General features: G+C 42.0%; 13 protein-coding genes. 11 read left to right on the top strand and 2 right to left on the bottom strand.

Annotation, left to right across the window (positions count from 1 at the left end; genetic code table 11):
• Positions 1 to 3 precede the first annotated feature (3 nt).
• The 8 genes from J7E35_RS09390 (at position 4) to J7E35_RS09355 (ending at position 9,977) form a co-directional block, all read left to right on the top strand.
• Positions 4 to 999 carry an ABC transporter ATP-binding protein gene (locus tag J7E35_RS09390; protein WP_214779136.1) on the top strand — a complete coding sequence of 332 codons (996 nt, stop codon included), beginning with the start codon at positions 4 to 6 and terminating at the stop codon, positions 997 to 999.
• Between the two features lie 78 nt (positions 1,000 to 1,077).
• A complete protein-coding gene (locus J7E35_RS09385) occupies positions 1,078 to 2,685 on the top strand; it encodes a peptide ABC transporter substrate-binding protein (protein WP_214779358.1) in 1,608 nt (535 codons plus the stop codon).
• A gap of 295 nt (positions 2,686 to 2,980) precedes the next feature.
• Positions 2,981 to 3,901 (top strand): S66 peptidase family protein, encoded by a 921-nt coding sequence (locus J7E35_RS09380; RefSeq protein ID WP_214779134.1) that lies wholly within the window; start codon positions 2,981 to 2,983, stop codon positions 3,899 to 3,901.
• 19 nt (positions 3,902 to 3,920) lie between these two features.
• Positions 3,921 to 5,027, top strand: coding sequence for a dipeptide epimerase (locus J7E35_RS09375; protein WP_214779132.1), 1,107 nt, complete (start codon positions 3,921 to 3,923; stop codon positions 5,025 to 5,027).
• Entirely contained in the window at positions 5,014 to 5,943 is a 930-nt protein-coding gene (locus J7E35_RS09370; protein ID WP_214779130.1) for a C40 family peptidase, read from the top strand. Before J7E35_RS09375 ends, J7E35_RS09370 begins: the two co-directional genes overlap by 14 nt.
• A gap of 2 nt (positions 5,944 to 5,945) precedes the next feature.
• Positions 5,946 to 6,956 carry an ABC transporter ATP-binding protein gene (locus J7E35_RS09365; protein ID WP_214779128.1) on the top strand — a complete coding sequence of 337 codons (1,011 nt, stop codon included), beginning with the start codon at positions 5,946 to 5,948 and terminating at the stop codon, positions 6,954 to 6,956.
• A complete protein-coding gene (locus J7E35_RS09360) occupies positions 6,956 to 7,759 on the top strand; it encodes a serine hydrolase (protein ID WP_214779126.1) in 804 nt (267 codons plus the stop codon). Before J7E35_RS09365 ends, J7E35_RS09360 begins: the two co-directional genes overlap by 1 nt.
• 184 nt (positions 7,760 to 7,943) lie before the next feature.
• Complete coding sequence (locus tag J7E35_RS09355; protein WP_214779124.1) at positions 7,944 to 9,977, top strand: sensor domain-containing diguanylate cyclase; 2,034 nt, start codon at positions 7,944 to 7,946, stop codon at positions 9,975 to 9,977.
• Between the two features lie 55 nt (positions 9,978 to 10,032).
• Here the strand turns inward: J7E35_RS09355 and J7E35_RS09350 are convergent, their stop codons facing one another.
• Positions 10,033 to 11,259, bottom strand: a complete 1,227-nt coding sequence (locus tag J7E35_RS09350) for an MFS transporter (RefSeq protein ID WP_214779122.1) — start codon at positions 11,257 to 11,259, stop codon at positions 10,033 to 10,035.
• Between the two features lie 235 nt (positions 11,260 to 11,494).
• Between J7E35_RS09350 and J7E35_RS09345 the strand changes: the two genes are divergently transcribed.
• The 3 genes from J7E35_RS09345 to J7E35_RS09335 all read left to right on the top strand — a co-directional run bounded on the left by J7E35_RS09345 (position 11,495) and on the right by J7E35_RS09335 (position 13,940).
• Positions 11,495 to 12,367 carry a carbon-nitrogen hydrolase family protein gene (locus J7E35_RS09345; protein WP_214779120.1) on the top strand — a complete coding sequence of 291 codons (873 nt, stop codon included), beginning with the start codon at positions 11,495 to 11,497 and terminating at the stop codon, positions 12,365 to 12,367.
• A gap of 20 nt (positions 12,368 to 12,387) precedes the next feature.
• Positions 12,388 to 13,059, top strand: coding sequence for a GNAT family N-acetyltransferase (locus tag J7E35_RS09340; RefSeq protein WP_214779119.1), 672 nt, complete (start codon positions 12,388 to 12,390; stop codon positions 13,057 to 13,059).
• Between the two features lie 164 nt (positions 13,060 to 13,223).
• Positions 13,224 to 13,940: a 3-ketoacyl-ACP reductase gene (locus J7E35_RS09335; protein WP_214779117.1), complete on the top strand. Its 717-nt coding sequence runs from the start codon at positions 13,224 to 13,226 to the stop codon at positions 13,938 to 13,940.
• A gap of 444 nt (positions 13,941 to 14,384) precedes the next feature.
• Here J7E35_RS09335 and J7E35_RS09330 read toward each other — a convergent pair whose 3' ends face one another.
• Positions 14,385 to 14,744 carry a hypothetical protein gene (locus tag J7E35_RS09330; RefSeq protein ID WP_214779393.1) on the bottom strand — a complete coding sequence of 120 codons (360 nt, stop codon included), beginning with the start codon at positions 14,742 to 14,744 and terminating at the stop codon, positions 14,385 to 14,387.
• Between the last annotated feature and the right edge of the window lie 241 nt (positions 14,745 to 14,985).

Genomic DNA, 14,985 nt, shown 5'->3' with positions numbered 1-14,985 from the left:
ACCATGGAAAAGGTACTGGAAGTAAAAGACCTTCATGTTTCATTCAAAACATACGGCGGTGAAGTAAAAGCTGTCCGTGGGGTTACTTTTGATTTACATAAAGGGGAAACTTTAGCGATTGTAGGGGAGTCCGGCTGCGGTAAAAGCGTGACTTCCCAAAGTATCATGAGACTGATTCCGGAACCGCCGGGCAAGTTTGATGGCGGATCCATCCTTTTTAAAGGGAAGGATCTGACGAAACTGAGAGATTCCGAAATGCGGAAAATTCGCGGATCAGATATATCAATGATTTTCCAGGATCCAATGACAGCATTGAACCCAACCTTGACAATCGGTGATCAGCTGACAGAGGGGATTCTCCAGCATATGAAGCTGTCAAAGGAGCAGGCAAAGGAAGTAGCGGTACAGATGCTGGACCTGGTTGGAATCCCAAGCCCTCAAGTTCGCCTGAAACAATACCCTCATCAATTTAGCGGCGGGATGAGGCAGAGGATTGTCATCGCCATGGCGCTGGTCTGCCAGCCGGAGGTGCTGATTGCGGACGAGCCGACAACAGCGCTAGATGTGACAATCCAGGCTCAAATTTTAGAATTATTCCGCGATATTCAAAAAAAAACAGGCGTATCGATTATCCTGATCACCCATGACCTGGGAGTGGTTGCCCAAGTCGCTGATCGAATCGCCGTCATGTATGCTGGCAAAATTGTCGAAACAGGAACAAGGAGAGAGATTTTTTACAATCCTCAGCATCCATATACGAAAGGGTTATTGAACTCTGTTCCGCGTCTGGATGAAGACGGGGCGGAGTTGATCCCGATCGGTGGTACACCGCCTGATTTATTCTCCCCGCCAGTCGGCTGTCCGTTTACAGCCCGCTGTCCATTTGCCATGCAGGTTTGTGACAAAGTCTATCCTGCAGAAACAAAGCTATCCACCAGCCACGGAGTTGACTGTTGGCTGCAGGATGAGCGAGCGCAAAAATTGATTGCAAGCAGGTAATGTTCAATCAGGCTAATGCCTTTTTGATATAATTTTAGATCAACATAAGGGGGAAACAGAGTGAAGAAGTTTTTAACCATGCTCATGGCAGCAATGCTTGTATTCACGATGGCTGCATGTACCGCAAATGAAAACACAGGTAAAGAAACAGACGGAAAAGACAATGGTGAAAAAGGCGAAGAAAAGGTCCTTTACCTGAACAACGGCCAGGAACCAACGTCCTTTGACCCGCCAATCGGTTTCGACTCAGCTTCATGGAACGCTTTGAACAACCTGATGGAAGGTCTTACACGTCTGGGTAAAGACCACCAGCCAGAAGCAGCAACTGCAGAAAAGTGGGATGTTTCTGAAGATGGCAAGACATATACATTCCACATCCGTGAAGATGCAAAATGGTCCAATGGTGATGATGTAACAGCAAAGGATTTCGAATTTGCCTGGAAGCGTCTATTGGATCCTGCAACGGGATCAGCCGCGGCTTTCCTCGGCTATTTCATTGAAGGCGGAGAGGAATTCAACAGCGGAGAGGGTTCTGCTGACAATGTAAAAGTAAAAGCAGTTGACGACAAGACGTTTGAAGTAACTTTAACAAGTCCGCAGGCATATTTCTTAAGTGTCATTGCCAATCCGGCGTTTTTCCCAATCAATGAAAAGGTCGCTACAGAAAAGCCTGAATGGTTTTCCGAAGCCGACTCTTTCGTAGGCAATGGTCCGTTTAACCTTGCTAGCTGGGAGCATGACACAAAATTCGTCATGGAAAAGAATGATGAGTATTGGGATGCTGAAAACGTTAAATTAGATCGTGTTGAATGGGCAATCGTAGACGACACAAACACTGAGTATCAAATGTATCAGGCTGGGGATCTGGATGTTTCCGATGTACCTGCTGAATTAAGTGATAAGTTATTCAAAGAAGGAAAGGTACAGGTTGAAGACCAGGCAGGAGATTACTTCTACCGCTTCAATGTAACAAAGGAACCATTCCAGAATGTAAATATCCGTAAAGCGTTCGCTCTTGCTGTTGACCAGCAAAAGATCGTTGACTTTGTCACAAAGAATAAGGAAAAAGCTGCTTATGGATTTGTTTCTCCTGGATTCCAGGATCCATCAGGCAAGGATTTCCGTGAAGTGAATGGAGATTTCAATAAAACGGATGTAGAAGAAGCGAAAGCTTTACTTGAAAAAGGAATGGAAGAAGAGGGTTACACTGAACTCCCAGAAGTAACCTTGACTTACAGCACAAGCGATGTCCACAAGAAAATCGCTGAAGCTCTGCAGCAAATGTTCAAAGAAAACCTTGGCGTAGAGGTCAAGCTTGCGAACATGGAATGGAATGTATTCGCGGAAGAACAAAAAGCACTGAAGCACCAGCTTTCCCGCAGCTCATTCCTGGCTGACTATGCTGATCCAATCAACTTCCTGGAAAACTTCCAGACAGGTCATTCTATGAACCGTACCGGCTGGGGGAATCCGAAATATGATGAGCTGATTCAGCAAGCAAAGAATGAATCTGACGAAGCAAAACGTTATGAGTTAATGTATCAGGCAGAGAAGATCCTGTTTGAAGAAGCACCAATCTTCACAGTTCACTTCTATAACCAGGTATATCTGCAAAATGAAGCAGTAACAGATGTTGTCCGCCATCCAGTTGGATACCTTGAACTTAAGTGGGCAGATAAGAAGTAATGATTCATTGAAAACCAGAAGCGCCTTGTTCAGCCCCGAAACGTCTCGAGGGGCTAGGCGCTGGAGCTGGACATTTCTCTAAGTTGAATTTTTATACTTTCTTATGCTTCTAAGAAAGAGGTGTTCATCTTGGAACACCTCTTTTTTACTAGTACATACTCTTTAAAAATATCTTATAACATATGAATTTTTATTTTGCCGCAAAGGTCGTGAACTGAATTTGGGGCAAACCGGGTCCTTTTGATCGAATAGTCTTGAAAAGAATGATACCCAAAAACTAAAGGGGGTTGATTTCATGCCAATCAAACCTGAGCGCCTGAGAAAAGGCGACACTGTGGCTGTCATAGCGCCAGCTAGTCCTCCTAATAAAGAAAATCTGAAACGCGGCTTAAAATTCGTCGAGGATTTAGGGCTAAATTATAAATTAGGGAAATCGCTGTATACAGAATATGGCTATCTTGCCGGGAATGATGAAGAGAGATTAGGTGACTTACAGGAAATGTTCCTTGATAAGGAAATCAAAGGGATTATCTGTGCTGGCGGGGGTTATGGCACAGCGCGAATTGCCTCAGCGATAGACTATGATGCTATTAAAAATAATCCTAAAATCTTCTGGGGCTACAGCGATATTACATTCTTACACACTGCAATCAGGCAGCAGACAGGAATGGTAACCTTTCACGGTCCAATGCTCGCTTCGGACATAGGTAAAGAAGAGGCCGATCAAATTTCCAAGGAAACTTTCCAGCAATTGTTCATACCAGCAGACCTGAATTATAGTTCTGCGATTTCGCACCTTGAAGAACTGGTGCCTGGATCCGCCGAAGGCTCATTGGTTGGAGGAAACCTCTCACTTCTTTCAAGTTCCATGGGCACACCGTTTGAAATTGATACAGAGGGAAGGATCCTCCTAATAGAAGATATAAATGAAGAGCCGCGGGCTGTTGACCGGATGCTGAATCAGCTATATATGGCAGGGAAGCTTCAGGGGTCATCAGGGATCCTTATTGGTGACTTTAATAACTGTGTACCTGAAAGGGAGCTTTCTTTATCTCTGGATGAAGTAATAGAACACTACATTAAACTTGCCGGAAGGCCGGCACTTAAAGGATTCAATATGGGGCATTGCAGCCCGCACATTGGTGTTCCGCTTGGAGCGAATGCTTCAATGAATACCAAAGAAAAAACGCTGTTTGTCGAGAGCGGGATCAAATAGAACCAAAGGAGATAGAGTGATGATTATTGAACAAATCGAAACCTTCCGCAATGCTGTCCCTTTGAAAAAGCCTTTTAAAACCGCACTCCGCACAGTGACTGTTGCAGAAGCCATTATTGTGAAAATAACTTGTGATAACGGGATTACGGGCTGGGGAGAGGCACCGCCTACTTTGGTTATTACCGGGGACAGCCTCGTAAGTGTCGAGGGTGCAATCAATGACGTAATCAAGCCATTTTTAATAAAAAAGAACCTATTGAACTATGAAGCTGTTTTCCAGGGCTTAAAAACCATCCTTATTAACAATACCAGCGCAAAGGCAGCAGTTGATATGGCATTATATGACTGTATCTCGCAAAACTGCGGTTTACCGCTTTATCAATTCCTTGGAGGCTACAGAAACGAAATTGAAACTGATTTTACCGTCAGTGTCAACAGCCCTGAAGAAATGGGCGAAGATGCTGTTCACTATGTAAGCAATGGATTCAACGTACTTAAGGTGAAGGTAGGAATCGGTGAAATCGAAACGGACATTGCCAGGATTCAGGAAATCCGGCACAGGGTTGGCTGTGATATTAAAATTCGGCTTGATGCGAACCAGGGGTGGAAACCGAAGGATGCAGTCAGGGCAATCCGAAAAATGGAGGACCTTGGATTTGATATTGAACTGGTTGAACAGCCAGTTAAAGCAGAAGATCTGGATGGTTTAAAGCAGGTAACTGATTCAGTAGATACCTTAATCATGGCTGACGAAAGTGTATTTTCACCTAAACAGGCATTTGAGGTGATCAGAAGGAGAGGTGCAGACCTCATCAATATTAAATTAATGAAGTCAGGCGGCATTTATCAGGCACAAATGATTAACCAAATGGCTGAAATCGCCGGTATTAAATGCATGGTAGGCAGCATGATTGAAACAAGGCTGGGGATTACCGCCGCTGCCCACTTCGCAGCAAGCAAGAAAAACATCACTCGGTTTGATTTTGACGCGCCATTAATGCTGGCAAATGAAGCGATCTCGGGCGGTATACAGTATAATGGCAGGAAAATAAAACTTCCCGACCAGCCAGGTCTTGGAATAGAAAAGCTTCTTTCAGAAGGAGGAAATTCAAATGGAAAGCAATAACATTTGGCTAGTCAATGTGCCCGTGGCGACTTTGTGGACTTCACATGATTCAGCGAGGGAAATCGACACGGATGCTATTTCAGGAACCCCGAATATAGCAAAATGGCTTGAAAAGCTTACATATGAGCCGAGACTCCAATTGTGCGATGATAATCTGGTTCAATCACAGGTGTTGTTCGGCCAGGAGGTCTTGATCATTGATGAAATAAATGATTGGGCACATGTTATTCTCCCAGACCAGCCATCCGGAAAAGATGGTCGAGGGTACCCAGGGTGGATACCAAAGGATCAATTGATTCAACAATCAGATTGGTATATCAAGCAAGGGCCAAAAGCAGTGATAACAGCTAAGAAAGCCCTGCTATTTTCCGAAAAGAACGAAAAGCTGATGGAATTAAGCTACCAGACGATATTGCCAATTGTGGAGGATATAGTCGATCGAATCCGCGTTAAGACTCCAACAGGTATCGGGATCTTACGAGCAGAGGATGTAACAGTAATACCTGTAGCAAAGGATATTCCTAAGAAAAATGGGGCCGCAATTGTGGCTGCTGGCGAGCAGTTCCTCGGACTGCCATATCTTTGGGGCGGAATGAGCAGCTATGGCTATGACTGCTCTGGCTTTAGCTATAATATGTGCCTGGCTAATGGTTACATTATTCCGCGGGATGCCCATGAACAAGCCGCTGCGGGCGAAAACGTACTCCTTACAGACATACTGCCAGGAGACTTGCTTTTCTTCGCCTATGAAGAAGGAAAAGGCAGAATCCATCATGTAGGGATTTATTATGGAAACGGCAAGCTTCTCCATTCACCGAATACGGGAAAGAATATTGAAATCATTTCTCTTGAAGGAACAATTTACGAAAAAGAACTCTGTGCAGCGAGACGCTACTGGATTGATACGGAGGAATAATCATGGAAAATGAAGTTTTATTAAGTGTTAAAGATTTAAAGAAGCATTTTACTATGGGAAAAAATGAAATCCTTAAAGCAGTGGATGGCATTTCATTCGATATATACAAAGGTGAGACCTTTGGCCTTGTTGGTGAATCTGGCTGCGGAAAATCCACTGCCGGAAGAACAATGATCGGACTTTATGACCGTACAGATGGAGAAGTTGTTTTCAATGGCAAAGATGTACATTCGCTTTCAGAGAAAGAGAAGTTCCAGTTCCATAAGCAGATGCAAATGATCTTCCAGGATCCTTATGCCTCACTCAATCCGCGTTCTACGGTAAAGGAAATTATATCTGAACCGATGGAAGTCCATGGATTGTTTCCAAACAAAAAAGAACGTTTGGAGAGAATTTATCAGCTCCTGGAGGATGTAGGTTTAAATCGTGACCATGCGAACCGTTATCCCCACGAATTCAGCGGCGGGCAGCGGCAGAGAATCGGAATCGCAAGAGCTCTTGCGCTTGATCCTGATTTTATCATAGCGGATGAACCAATTTCCGCACTTGATGTATCAGTCCAGGCGCAGGTCGTCAACCTGCTGAAGCGGCTTCAAGAGGAAAAGGGATTGACTTATCTTTTCATTGCTCACGACCTTTCTATGGTAAAGCAAATCAGCAACCGGATTGGTGTTATGTATCTTGGACATATTGTTGAGCTCACAGCCAGTAACCAGTTATACAAAAAACCGCTCCATCCTTACACTCAAGCTTTGCTGTCCGCCATACCGATACCAGATCCGGATGTGGAAGACCAGCGGGAGCGAATCATCCTGCAGGGAGAACTGCCAAGCCCGATGGATCCGCCGAGCGGTTGTGTCTTCAGGACCAGATGTCAGCACGCAATGGATATCTGTGCTCAAAAGAAACCAGTCTGGCAGGAGATTGACAAAGACCATTTCGTAGCCTGTCATTTATATGATGAACATTTAGGTGGAAAACCCAAAAAAGAAATGCTTGTCAATATCAGATAATGAACAGAAATGACATGAACATAGATGATTTAAGAAAAAAACTATTAGAAGAACTCGCTGGGTGCAAAGGCCGGGCGAGTTTGTTTTTGGAAATTGAAGAAGTAATAATAGAAATTAACAGCAATGAAGTATACCAGTCTGCAAGTTTGATAAAACTGCCGATATTATTCGAAGCTTTGAGACAGATTGAAGCTGGCAAGCTGCAAAAAGAGAGTCAAGTGTGCATTGAAGAAAAAGACAGAATTGGAGATACCGGTGTACTTCAGCTAATGACAGTCAAACAGCTGCCAGTTATGGATCTATTGTCCCTTATGATCATCGTGTCAGATAATTCTGCGACTAATCTCTTGATTGATTTGATCGGCAAAGGCTCGATTAACTCAACTATATCCAGGCTAGGAATGAGGAATTCTATTTTGCAGCGTAAAATGCTGGATTTCGCAGCTATTCAATCTGGTCTTGATAACTATACATCAGCCGCAGATATCGCACTATGCCTGAAGGAAGGCACTTATGGAGGTTCACTTAACCATGAGTCAAGAAGCATCTTTCATTCCTTACTGCTGCAACAGCAATTCAAAGAAAAGCTGCCGGTTTATATGGATGATACTCTATTGAAAATTGGAAATAAGACTGGAGAACTTCCGGGAGTCGAACATGATTGCGGCATCATTATCTATGGTAAGAAGCAGGCCTTTATTGTTGTTTTGATTGATGAATTAATAGAACCTGATTCAGGAAAATCGACAATCCGGCAGGTTGGGAAACTTATAAACAGCTTTATAGCAGGGATTTCGACCTGAATCGACTTCATTTGATAGCTTTCGCTAAGAAGTTGATATCAACAGCTAGCAATTTGATACTACGCATCCAGAGAGGGTTCTGTAGAAATTTAGCAGGTATTGAATCGGATTCTTTATTGAATAACAAAATCAACAGAATTAAAATTAAGAGATAAACCATTTGATTTTTGCAAGGAGAAATAAAATGACAGTAAAGGAAAACAGGACTGGGGCAAATATCGTTGATGCTGGTGCTGCCAATAATCTATCACTCTATTTTGTTTGTATACATAGAGATTCCTTGATTCTTTCCATAGATGAAGGCGGCACTCAGTTGCTCGGTTATAAATATCCTGGTGAATTAATAGGTAAATCGATCTTTTCCTTTTTATCAGATACCACCAAAGAAACAATTACAGCCAGAATTGCTGCAATCGAACAAGGAACAAATTTACAGGGAAGCATTATGAGTTTTTTAATTAACGGTATTCCAATGGATTTCCAGGTTCGTTCCGAAACTGCCATATTTAATGGAGAAGCCGCAATCAGAACGTGTCTCTGCTTTATCACACCCATTTCCTTAGATCTTAATGATCCGGAAGATGCAGGTTCACTTAAACTTAGCGCGAACAAAGGCATTGTCATCACCACACCAGATGGCAAGATACAAGCTGTCAGCGAATCGTTCACTCGGTTGACAGGCTATCATAAGGGAAATGTGATCGGGGAAAACCCGAGAATATGGAAGTCCCACAGCTACACTCCGATTTTTTATAAGAGAATGTGGGACTCTATTTCGACTAGGGGATGCTGGGAAGGCGAGTTATGGAACAAACGCAAAGATGGCAGCCATTATTTAATGAAGGTGAATATCTTTTCAATTCTCAATGAAGACAGAGAACTGGTAAATTACCTGGCTGTCTATACGGATCTTACCGAAGTGGAAATGCTTTCGCAGCAGGTAAAGGAACGGGAGGAGCAATTCAGGACGCTAGTAGAACTTTCACCGAATGCCATCATTCTTACGCAATTTGATAAGGTGGCCTATGCTAATCCGCACACTGAGGCTTTATTTGGCACAAACCTAAAAGATATAATCGGCAAACCTGTTCGTTCTTTTTTTGATGGCCATCCGAATATCATTTCTAAATTGGATTTTAATGAAAAGACAGTCATCAGCTTTGAAGAACAGTTAAAAATGGGTGATTCATATATCGATATTGAAGTTTCATCTTCTTTGATTACCTATCAAGGAGAAAAAGCTGTTCTGACTGTTATAAAGGAAATTACAAAGCGCAAGAGCATGGAAAGAGCTCTGCGCGAAAGTGAAGAACAGTACCGCTTTATTGCTGAAAATTCATCAGATATGATTGGAAGGCTTTCAAGTGAAGGAATGATTATTTATATATCTCCTTCGAGCAAGGGAATCCTGGGATATAGAAATGATGAATTGATTGGAACGAATCTTTTTGGAAAAATTCATCCAGAAGACCGCCAGATCCTGCTTGAGGAATATGGAAACCCAAGAGAATTAAACGGTATCGTTACTTCCAGTTACAGGATGCTGCATAAAAATGGCGGTTTTATATGGGCTGAGACTACAGTAAGACCGGTAAAGGACAAATCAGGAAAGTCTTCAGGAATGATGTTCGCCACAAGAGACGTGACGGCAAGGAGGACCATAGAAAATCAATTGAGGGAGAGCAATTCACTTCTGAGGAAGCTTTCGTCTCTTGATGGATTGACTGGAATTTATAACCGACGGGCTTTCGATGAATTCCTAAGGACAGAATGGGCTTTCGCCTGCAAGCATAAAACGCCGGTATCATTGCTTCTGGTGGATATCGATTATTTTAAAAAATATAATGACACATATGGGCATATCCAGGGAGATGAATGCCTGAAAACTGTTGCCCTTGAGCTCGAAGGGTTTTTTCATGAAAAAGGATATTTTGCTGCAAGGTTTGGGGGCGAAGAATTCGCTGTAGTCCTTCCAAATACGGATGTATCCAAAGGAAAACAATTAGCAGAGGAATTCCGGTCAACCATCCAAAAGATGAATATTGAGCATAAAAACTCCAAAGTCGGTGAGATTTTAACTATCAGTATCGGGGTATCTTCGGTGACTCCTATAGAAACAGTCGAAATGAAACTGATTCTTGAAATCGCAGACCGTGCACTATATCAAGCCAAGCAAAAGGGCCGTAATAGGATTGAAGTCTGTAAAAGTACAGAATGAGGTTTTCTTAAAGAACAGGTCCATCGTCTTGTAAACGATGGACCTGTTCTTTTACTTACACCACTTTTTGCATTAAACTTGCTTTCTCTTGATCCACCCTATATTTAAGGGACCATATCAAGAACAAGGTTCCGGCAGATATATACATGATTCCGCCAATCATACCCACCAATCTTGGATCGAACCATTCCAGGGCCATACCGGTTAAGAACATAGAGACTCCAATGAATGTATTAGACAGCATGCTAGTAATACCGAAGTACATTCCATGCCATTTTGAAGGAATTGTCTCCATTGCCACCGTATCTAGAAGCGCGTTACCGACACCGCTGAATATTGCGGTCACGCCAAACAGAACAGCGGCCACCCAGAAAGCTTTTGTCTGGCTTATCGAAGTCAAGAACAAACCTTCACCTATAATGCAAATGAAAGAAAATAATAACAACCTCTTTTTAACCATCTTAGTCAATAATGGACTGATCATTAAACCCAGACCAAGAACACTGTAGAAGATTCCTACTCCGAGGTCAGCTTTTTCAAACGTTTGAACGGCATACACGCTTAATAATACATTCTCAATCCCATTAATCAGAGGGATGATCAACTCGAACATCATTAACATTATCAGGAAGGATGAAGCCGCAATAACAGGGAGCAATTCGCTATACTTTTCCATGTCTGGTTTACTGATTTGTTCATTTTCGATCTTACCGCCCAGGGAAGGCAAGGTCGATAAAATCCAGCCGGCAGCTAAAAAGGACACAATATTAAGCAGAAAAGCTGCTTTTGCTCCTAAGAGGTATGAGACAATCCCGCCGCTTAGTGCCCCGATGATTAAAACAATCCCAATTAATACCTGTTCCCATCCATTTATGTCTTTTAATGATTTAGACGAAACAATGGCAGGGATGCTTGATTTTCTGATCGGTGCGTATATGGCTTCGCCTGAGGCCAGCATGAAGGATGTGACATAAACAATCCAAATATCAGAAGGATTATTGACCGCCAGAAAAGACAAGGCTAATACTGCTCTGGCAAGGTCCGTAACGATCATGATATTTTTTCTTCCGAATTTTCTGGCAAGACCGCTGCTCAAAGGGCTGAAGAATAAAAACGGAATCATCCTGAGAGCCATTGTAATCCCGACGGACAGGCCAGAACCAGTCATCTGCAATATTAAAGCTAACAGCGCAACCTGGCTGAACCGATCACCAATTCCGTTAATGATTCCAGCAAAGAATAGCTTCTGGTAGGATTTTTCAAGGTTGAAAGTTTTAAACATAATGCCCTCCAATTAGAAATAAATCTAATTAGATTATAATCTAATTTATCTGGAATTGGAACATTTTTTCCTCATCAAATCTGAGTGACCGGGCAATAAATGTTACTCAATAAATTTATTGCCCCATTTTTTTGAAAAATGTATTCATAAAAAGTAAAATGCTATATAATGATTTTCGTATTTCTGAAATTTTGAAGTCAAAATGTAATTTTTATAGATACAGGGGGAATGATTGATGAAAATGAGAGTATCTGCAGTCCAATACCATCTTCACACGATTAGATCGTTCGAAGAGTTTGCTCAGCAATGTGAGCATTATGTAAAAACAGCACAGGAGTATGGATCAGAGTTTGTTTTGTTTCCTGAGTTCTTTACTACTCAATTATTATCAATCGGCAGTGAGCAGGGTACGAGGCTGACCATCAATGAACTTCCCGGTTTTACTGAACAGTACTTAAACCTGTTCCAAAATTTCGCCCTGCAAACAGGCATGCACATCATTGGCGGAACACATGTCATTGCACGTAAAGGAAAATTATATAATGTTGCGCACATGTTTTATCCGGATGGAAGGATTGTTGAGCAGGCGAAGCTTCATATCACTCCTACAGAAGTGAATGAATGGAATATGAGTGCGGGTGAGGATTTCCGGGTATTTGATACAGAGAAGGGGCGTATCGCACTGCTGACTTGTTATGATATTGAGTTTCCTGAAATCGTAAGAATGGCTAAAGCTAAAGGGGCAGATGTCATTTTCGTTCCATCCTGTACGGATGATCGCCATGGTTTCCACCGTGTTCGCTATACGAGCCACGCAAGAGCTATTGAAAACCAGGTCTATGTTGTTTTAACAGGAACAGTAGGTGCACTGCCAACAGTTGACTTTATGCGGGCTAACTTTGGCCAGGCAGCTGTGATTACGCCAAATGATATCCCGTTTCCTCCAAAAGGCCTTCAGGCCGAAGGTGAACTTAATGATGACATGATCGTAACTGCCGACCTTGATCTGGAACTATTATATGAAGTGCGTGAGCGTGGTTCAGTCACTACATGGCGTGACCGCCGCACTGACCTTTATCCGGACTGGGAAAAGACAGAAAAAATTTAATATGATAAGGAGAAATCTTCATGGAATATATTCGCGTTAACAGTATCGAAGATCCGCTTTTTACAAAGCTCCATAACTTAATGAAGGAAGTCTTTCCACCTGAAGAGGTACTGGAGTTCGATTTATGGAAAGAGCCGCTAGAGGATCCAGGCATCAGAGTATTTGTTGCTGTACATGAGGATGAGGTAGTTGGGGTAACCGAATACCGATACTATCCAGACTGGAATATCGCAATGACAGATTTCACCATTATTGGGAAGCCAGGCCTCAGCCTTGGGCGTTTTCTTGCAAACAAAAGAATGGAAGACCTGCAAAACCTTGCAGGCGAAAAAGGCGTAGAGTTATTCGGGATGTTTGCAGAAATCTATGACCCATACCGAAAGAAAGACCATAATTTTGGCGGAGTAAAAACAATGGATCCGTTTGTAAGACGCGAAGTATTATCTCATCTCGGGTATAAGCGACTTGATATGGAATACGTCCACCCTTCCTGGGAGAATAATGGAGAAGCTGTAGAAGGACTTGATCTATGCTTCATGCCAGCAGTTGAGAATACTCATGAACTCCCTGCAGCATTGATTACAGATTTTCTTACAACTTATTATTCCGTACTTGAAAACAAGCCAGAGAAGTGGAATAAAATGGTCGATCAGCTTAAGAATAAAGAAACTGTGGCATTGTTGCCATTATAATTCTCAAACCAGCAGTAATAGTTACTGCTGGTTTTTTGTGTAGATTTTTCGTCTTTTAGCCGATATTTTCACAATCTCTTACTTATAAGAATCACATGATTTGTTTTCGCCCAAAAGATTTTCTATAATTAACCCTTGACTACATAATTGAAAGGAGTCATCATATGGAATCTTTAAAAGGGAAAACGGCGTTAATTACTGGTGCTGGCAGAGGCATTGGGCGTTCTGCCGCAATTGCACTTGCAAAAGAAGGCGTGAATATTGGCATGATTGGGCTGACACTTGCCAATCTGGAGAAGGTTACAACTGAGCTTGAGGAATATGGGGTAAATGTTTCTGGGGCTGTAGCCGATGTATCTGATATGGAATCTGTACAGCACGCTGTCGAGCATGTAACAGAAGAGCTAGGTCCTATAGATATCCTGATTAACAACGCTGGAATCGCAAAATTTGGCGGCTTTCTTGACCTTGAGCCACAGGAGTGGGAAAAAATCATACAGGTCAACTTGCTGGGAACATACTATGTGACCCGTGCGGTCTTGCCAGGAATGATTGAGCGGAAGACAGGTGACATAATCAATGTTGCGTCAACTGCAGGGCAAAAGGGAGCACCGGTAACAAGTGCCTATAGTGCATCAAAATTCGGAGTACTTGGGTTGACTGAATCGCTAATGCTTGAAGTTCGAAAGCATAACATCCGTGTCAGCGCGCTTACTCCAAGTACCGTTGCTACAGACCTTGCCATTGAGTCGAATTTAACAGATGGCAATCCGGATAAAGTCATGCAGCCAGAAGATCTGGCCGAGTTAATGGTAGCGCAATTAAAATTGAACCGCCGCGTCTTCATCAAGACAGCTGGAATGTGGTCGACAAATCCATAATCATTCCGAGGATAGAACCAGCAAAGGTTTTATCCTCTTTTTTTATTTGGCTCTTTTCTCAAACTTTGTTGTTTTGACTGCAAAATAGGATTGTATGAACTATGTTTCTTTGTAAAGTTGACCCACTAATGAGAAAAGAGCATGCAAACTTAATTAAATACCGACCTGCTAAATACCTTTATATTACGTTAAAAACGGCTTTAGAATTTTAACAACCATCTTTACGAAAACAGCTGTTTATTTCACAGCAAATTCAAACAAAAATCGAACTGTCCTCCTGGAAAGTACACTGATGATCACTACTAGTACCTAGTGCTAATCATTTAGAAAAATACCGCTGATTCATGCTGTTTCAGCCTCTGGATTGGCTATTATTATATTAAAAAACAACAATATTATTTTGATATAACTTTAAAAAACAACAAAAAAACGTCCTAAGCCGTTTTAAAAAGCATATTGGAATAACCCATAATAAAGGGGCATAACAAATATCAATCCACTCAGCTTAGCACCAAGCGGCATGGGTTCTTCCTCTTCTTCCATGCCAAAATCCCCTGCAAACCGATCCGCAAAGAATATGGTAAAGATTACATCCCAAAGGAGACCGAAAACGAAGACGATTTTCCATACTAAAGGGGTTAGCATTTCTGTTTCAGTCACATATCCGAATAAACCAAGCCAAGTGATGATTGAAATGACAAAATCCAGCCTGGTGACATTGTTTTTATATTTCCCTTTAAGCAAAAACCAAATTGCCGTCGTACCCATAAACCCTAAATACATTAACCATAAAAAATCAGTCATCTTCTTACCTCGTAATCTTTTAATTAGTTTTCTGCCAGAGTGACTTGATCTAGATTCCGAAACTTATAAAACGGAACAGAATGGCGGAAAGAGAGACACATTGTCCAAGACACACAACCTATAAACACACTTATCCTATTATAAAGGCGCATGCGCAATGTTGGAATAGAAATTGTCGAAAAATCTCTTTTGATTTTTTTGATTTGAATGTTGAAATAATTTATAAAAGGTGTAAAATTAC

The sequence above is a fragment of the Bacillus sp. ISL-45 genome (assembly GCF_018613195.1).
Classification (GTDB): domain Bacteria; phylum Bacillota; class Bacilli; order Bacillales; family Cytobacillaceae; genus Mesobacillus.
Note: the sequence above shows the minus strand (reverse complement) of the source record. Positions and strands in the feature narration are given on the sequence as shown.

What these genes read in the sequence shown, in the direction of transcription:
- J7E35_RS09390 (WP_214779136.1), top strand. Translation starts at nt 4, where the DNA reads ATGGAAAAGGTACTGGAAGTAAAAGACCTTCATGTTTCATTCAAAACA.
- J7E35_RS09385 (WP_214779358.1), top strand. Translation starts at nt 1,078, where the DNA reads ATGCTCATGGCAGCAATGCTTGTATTCACGATGGCTGCATGTACCGCA.
- J7E35_RS09380 (WP_214779134.1), top strand. Translation starts at nt 2,981, where the DNA reads ATGCCAATCAAACCTGAGCGCCTGAGAAAAGGCGACACTGTGGCTGTC.
- J7E35_RS09375 (WP_214779132.1), top strand. Translation starts at nt 3,921, where the DNA reads ATGATTATTGAACAAATCGAAACCTTCCGCAATGCTGTCCCTTTGAAA.
- J7E35_RS09370 (WP_214779130.1), top strand. Translation starts at nt 5,014, where the DNA reads ATGGAAAGCAATAACATTTGGCTAGTCAATGTGCCCGTGGCGACTTTG.
- J7E35_RS09365 (WP_214779128.1), top strand. Translation starts at nt 5,946, where the DNA reads ATGGAAAATGAAGTTTTATTAAGTGTTAAAGATTTAAAGAAGCATTTT.
- J7E35_RS09360 (WP_214779126.1), top strand. Translation starts at nt 6,956, where the DNA reads ATGAACAGAAATGACATGAACATAGATGATTTAAGAAAAAAACTATTA.
- J7E35_RS09355 (WP_214779124.1), top strand. Translation starts at nt 7,944, where the DNA reads ATGACAGTAAAGGAAAACAGGACTGGGGCAAATATCGTTGATGCTGGT.
- J7E35_RS09350 (WP_214779122.1), bottom strand. Translation starts at nt 11,259, where the DNA reads ATGTTTAAAACTTTCAACCTTGAAAAATCCTACCAGAAGCTATTCTTT.
- J7E35_RS09345 (WP_214779120.1), top strand. Translation starts at nt 11,495, where the DNA reads ATGAAAATGAGAGTATCTGCAGTCCAATACCATCTTCACACGATTAGA.
- J7E35_RS09340 (WP_214779119.1), top strand. Translation starts at nt 12,388, where the DNA reads ATGGAATATATTCGCGTTAACAGTATCGAAGATCCGCTTTTTACAAAG.
- J7E35_RS09335 (WP_214779117.1), top strand. Translation starts at nt 13,224, where the DNA reads ATGGAATCTTTAAAAGGGAAAACGGCGTTAATTACTGGTGCTGGCAGA.
- J7E35_RS09330 (WP_214779393.1), bottom strand. Translation starts at nt 14,744, where the DNA reads ATGACTGATTTTTTATGGTTAATGTATTTAGGGTTTATGGGTACGACG.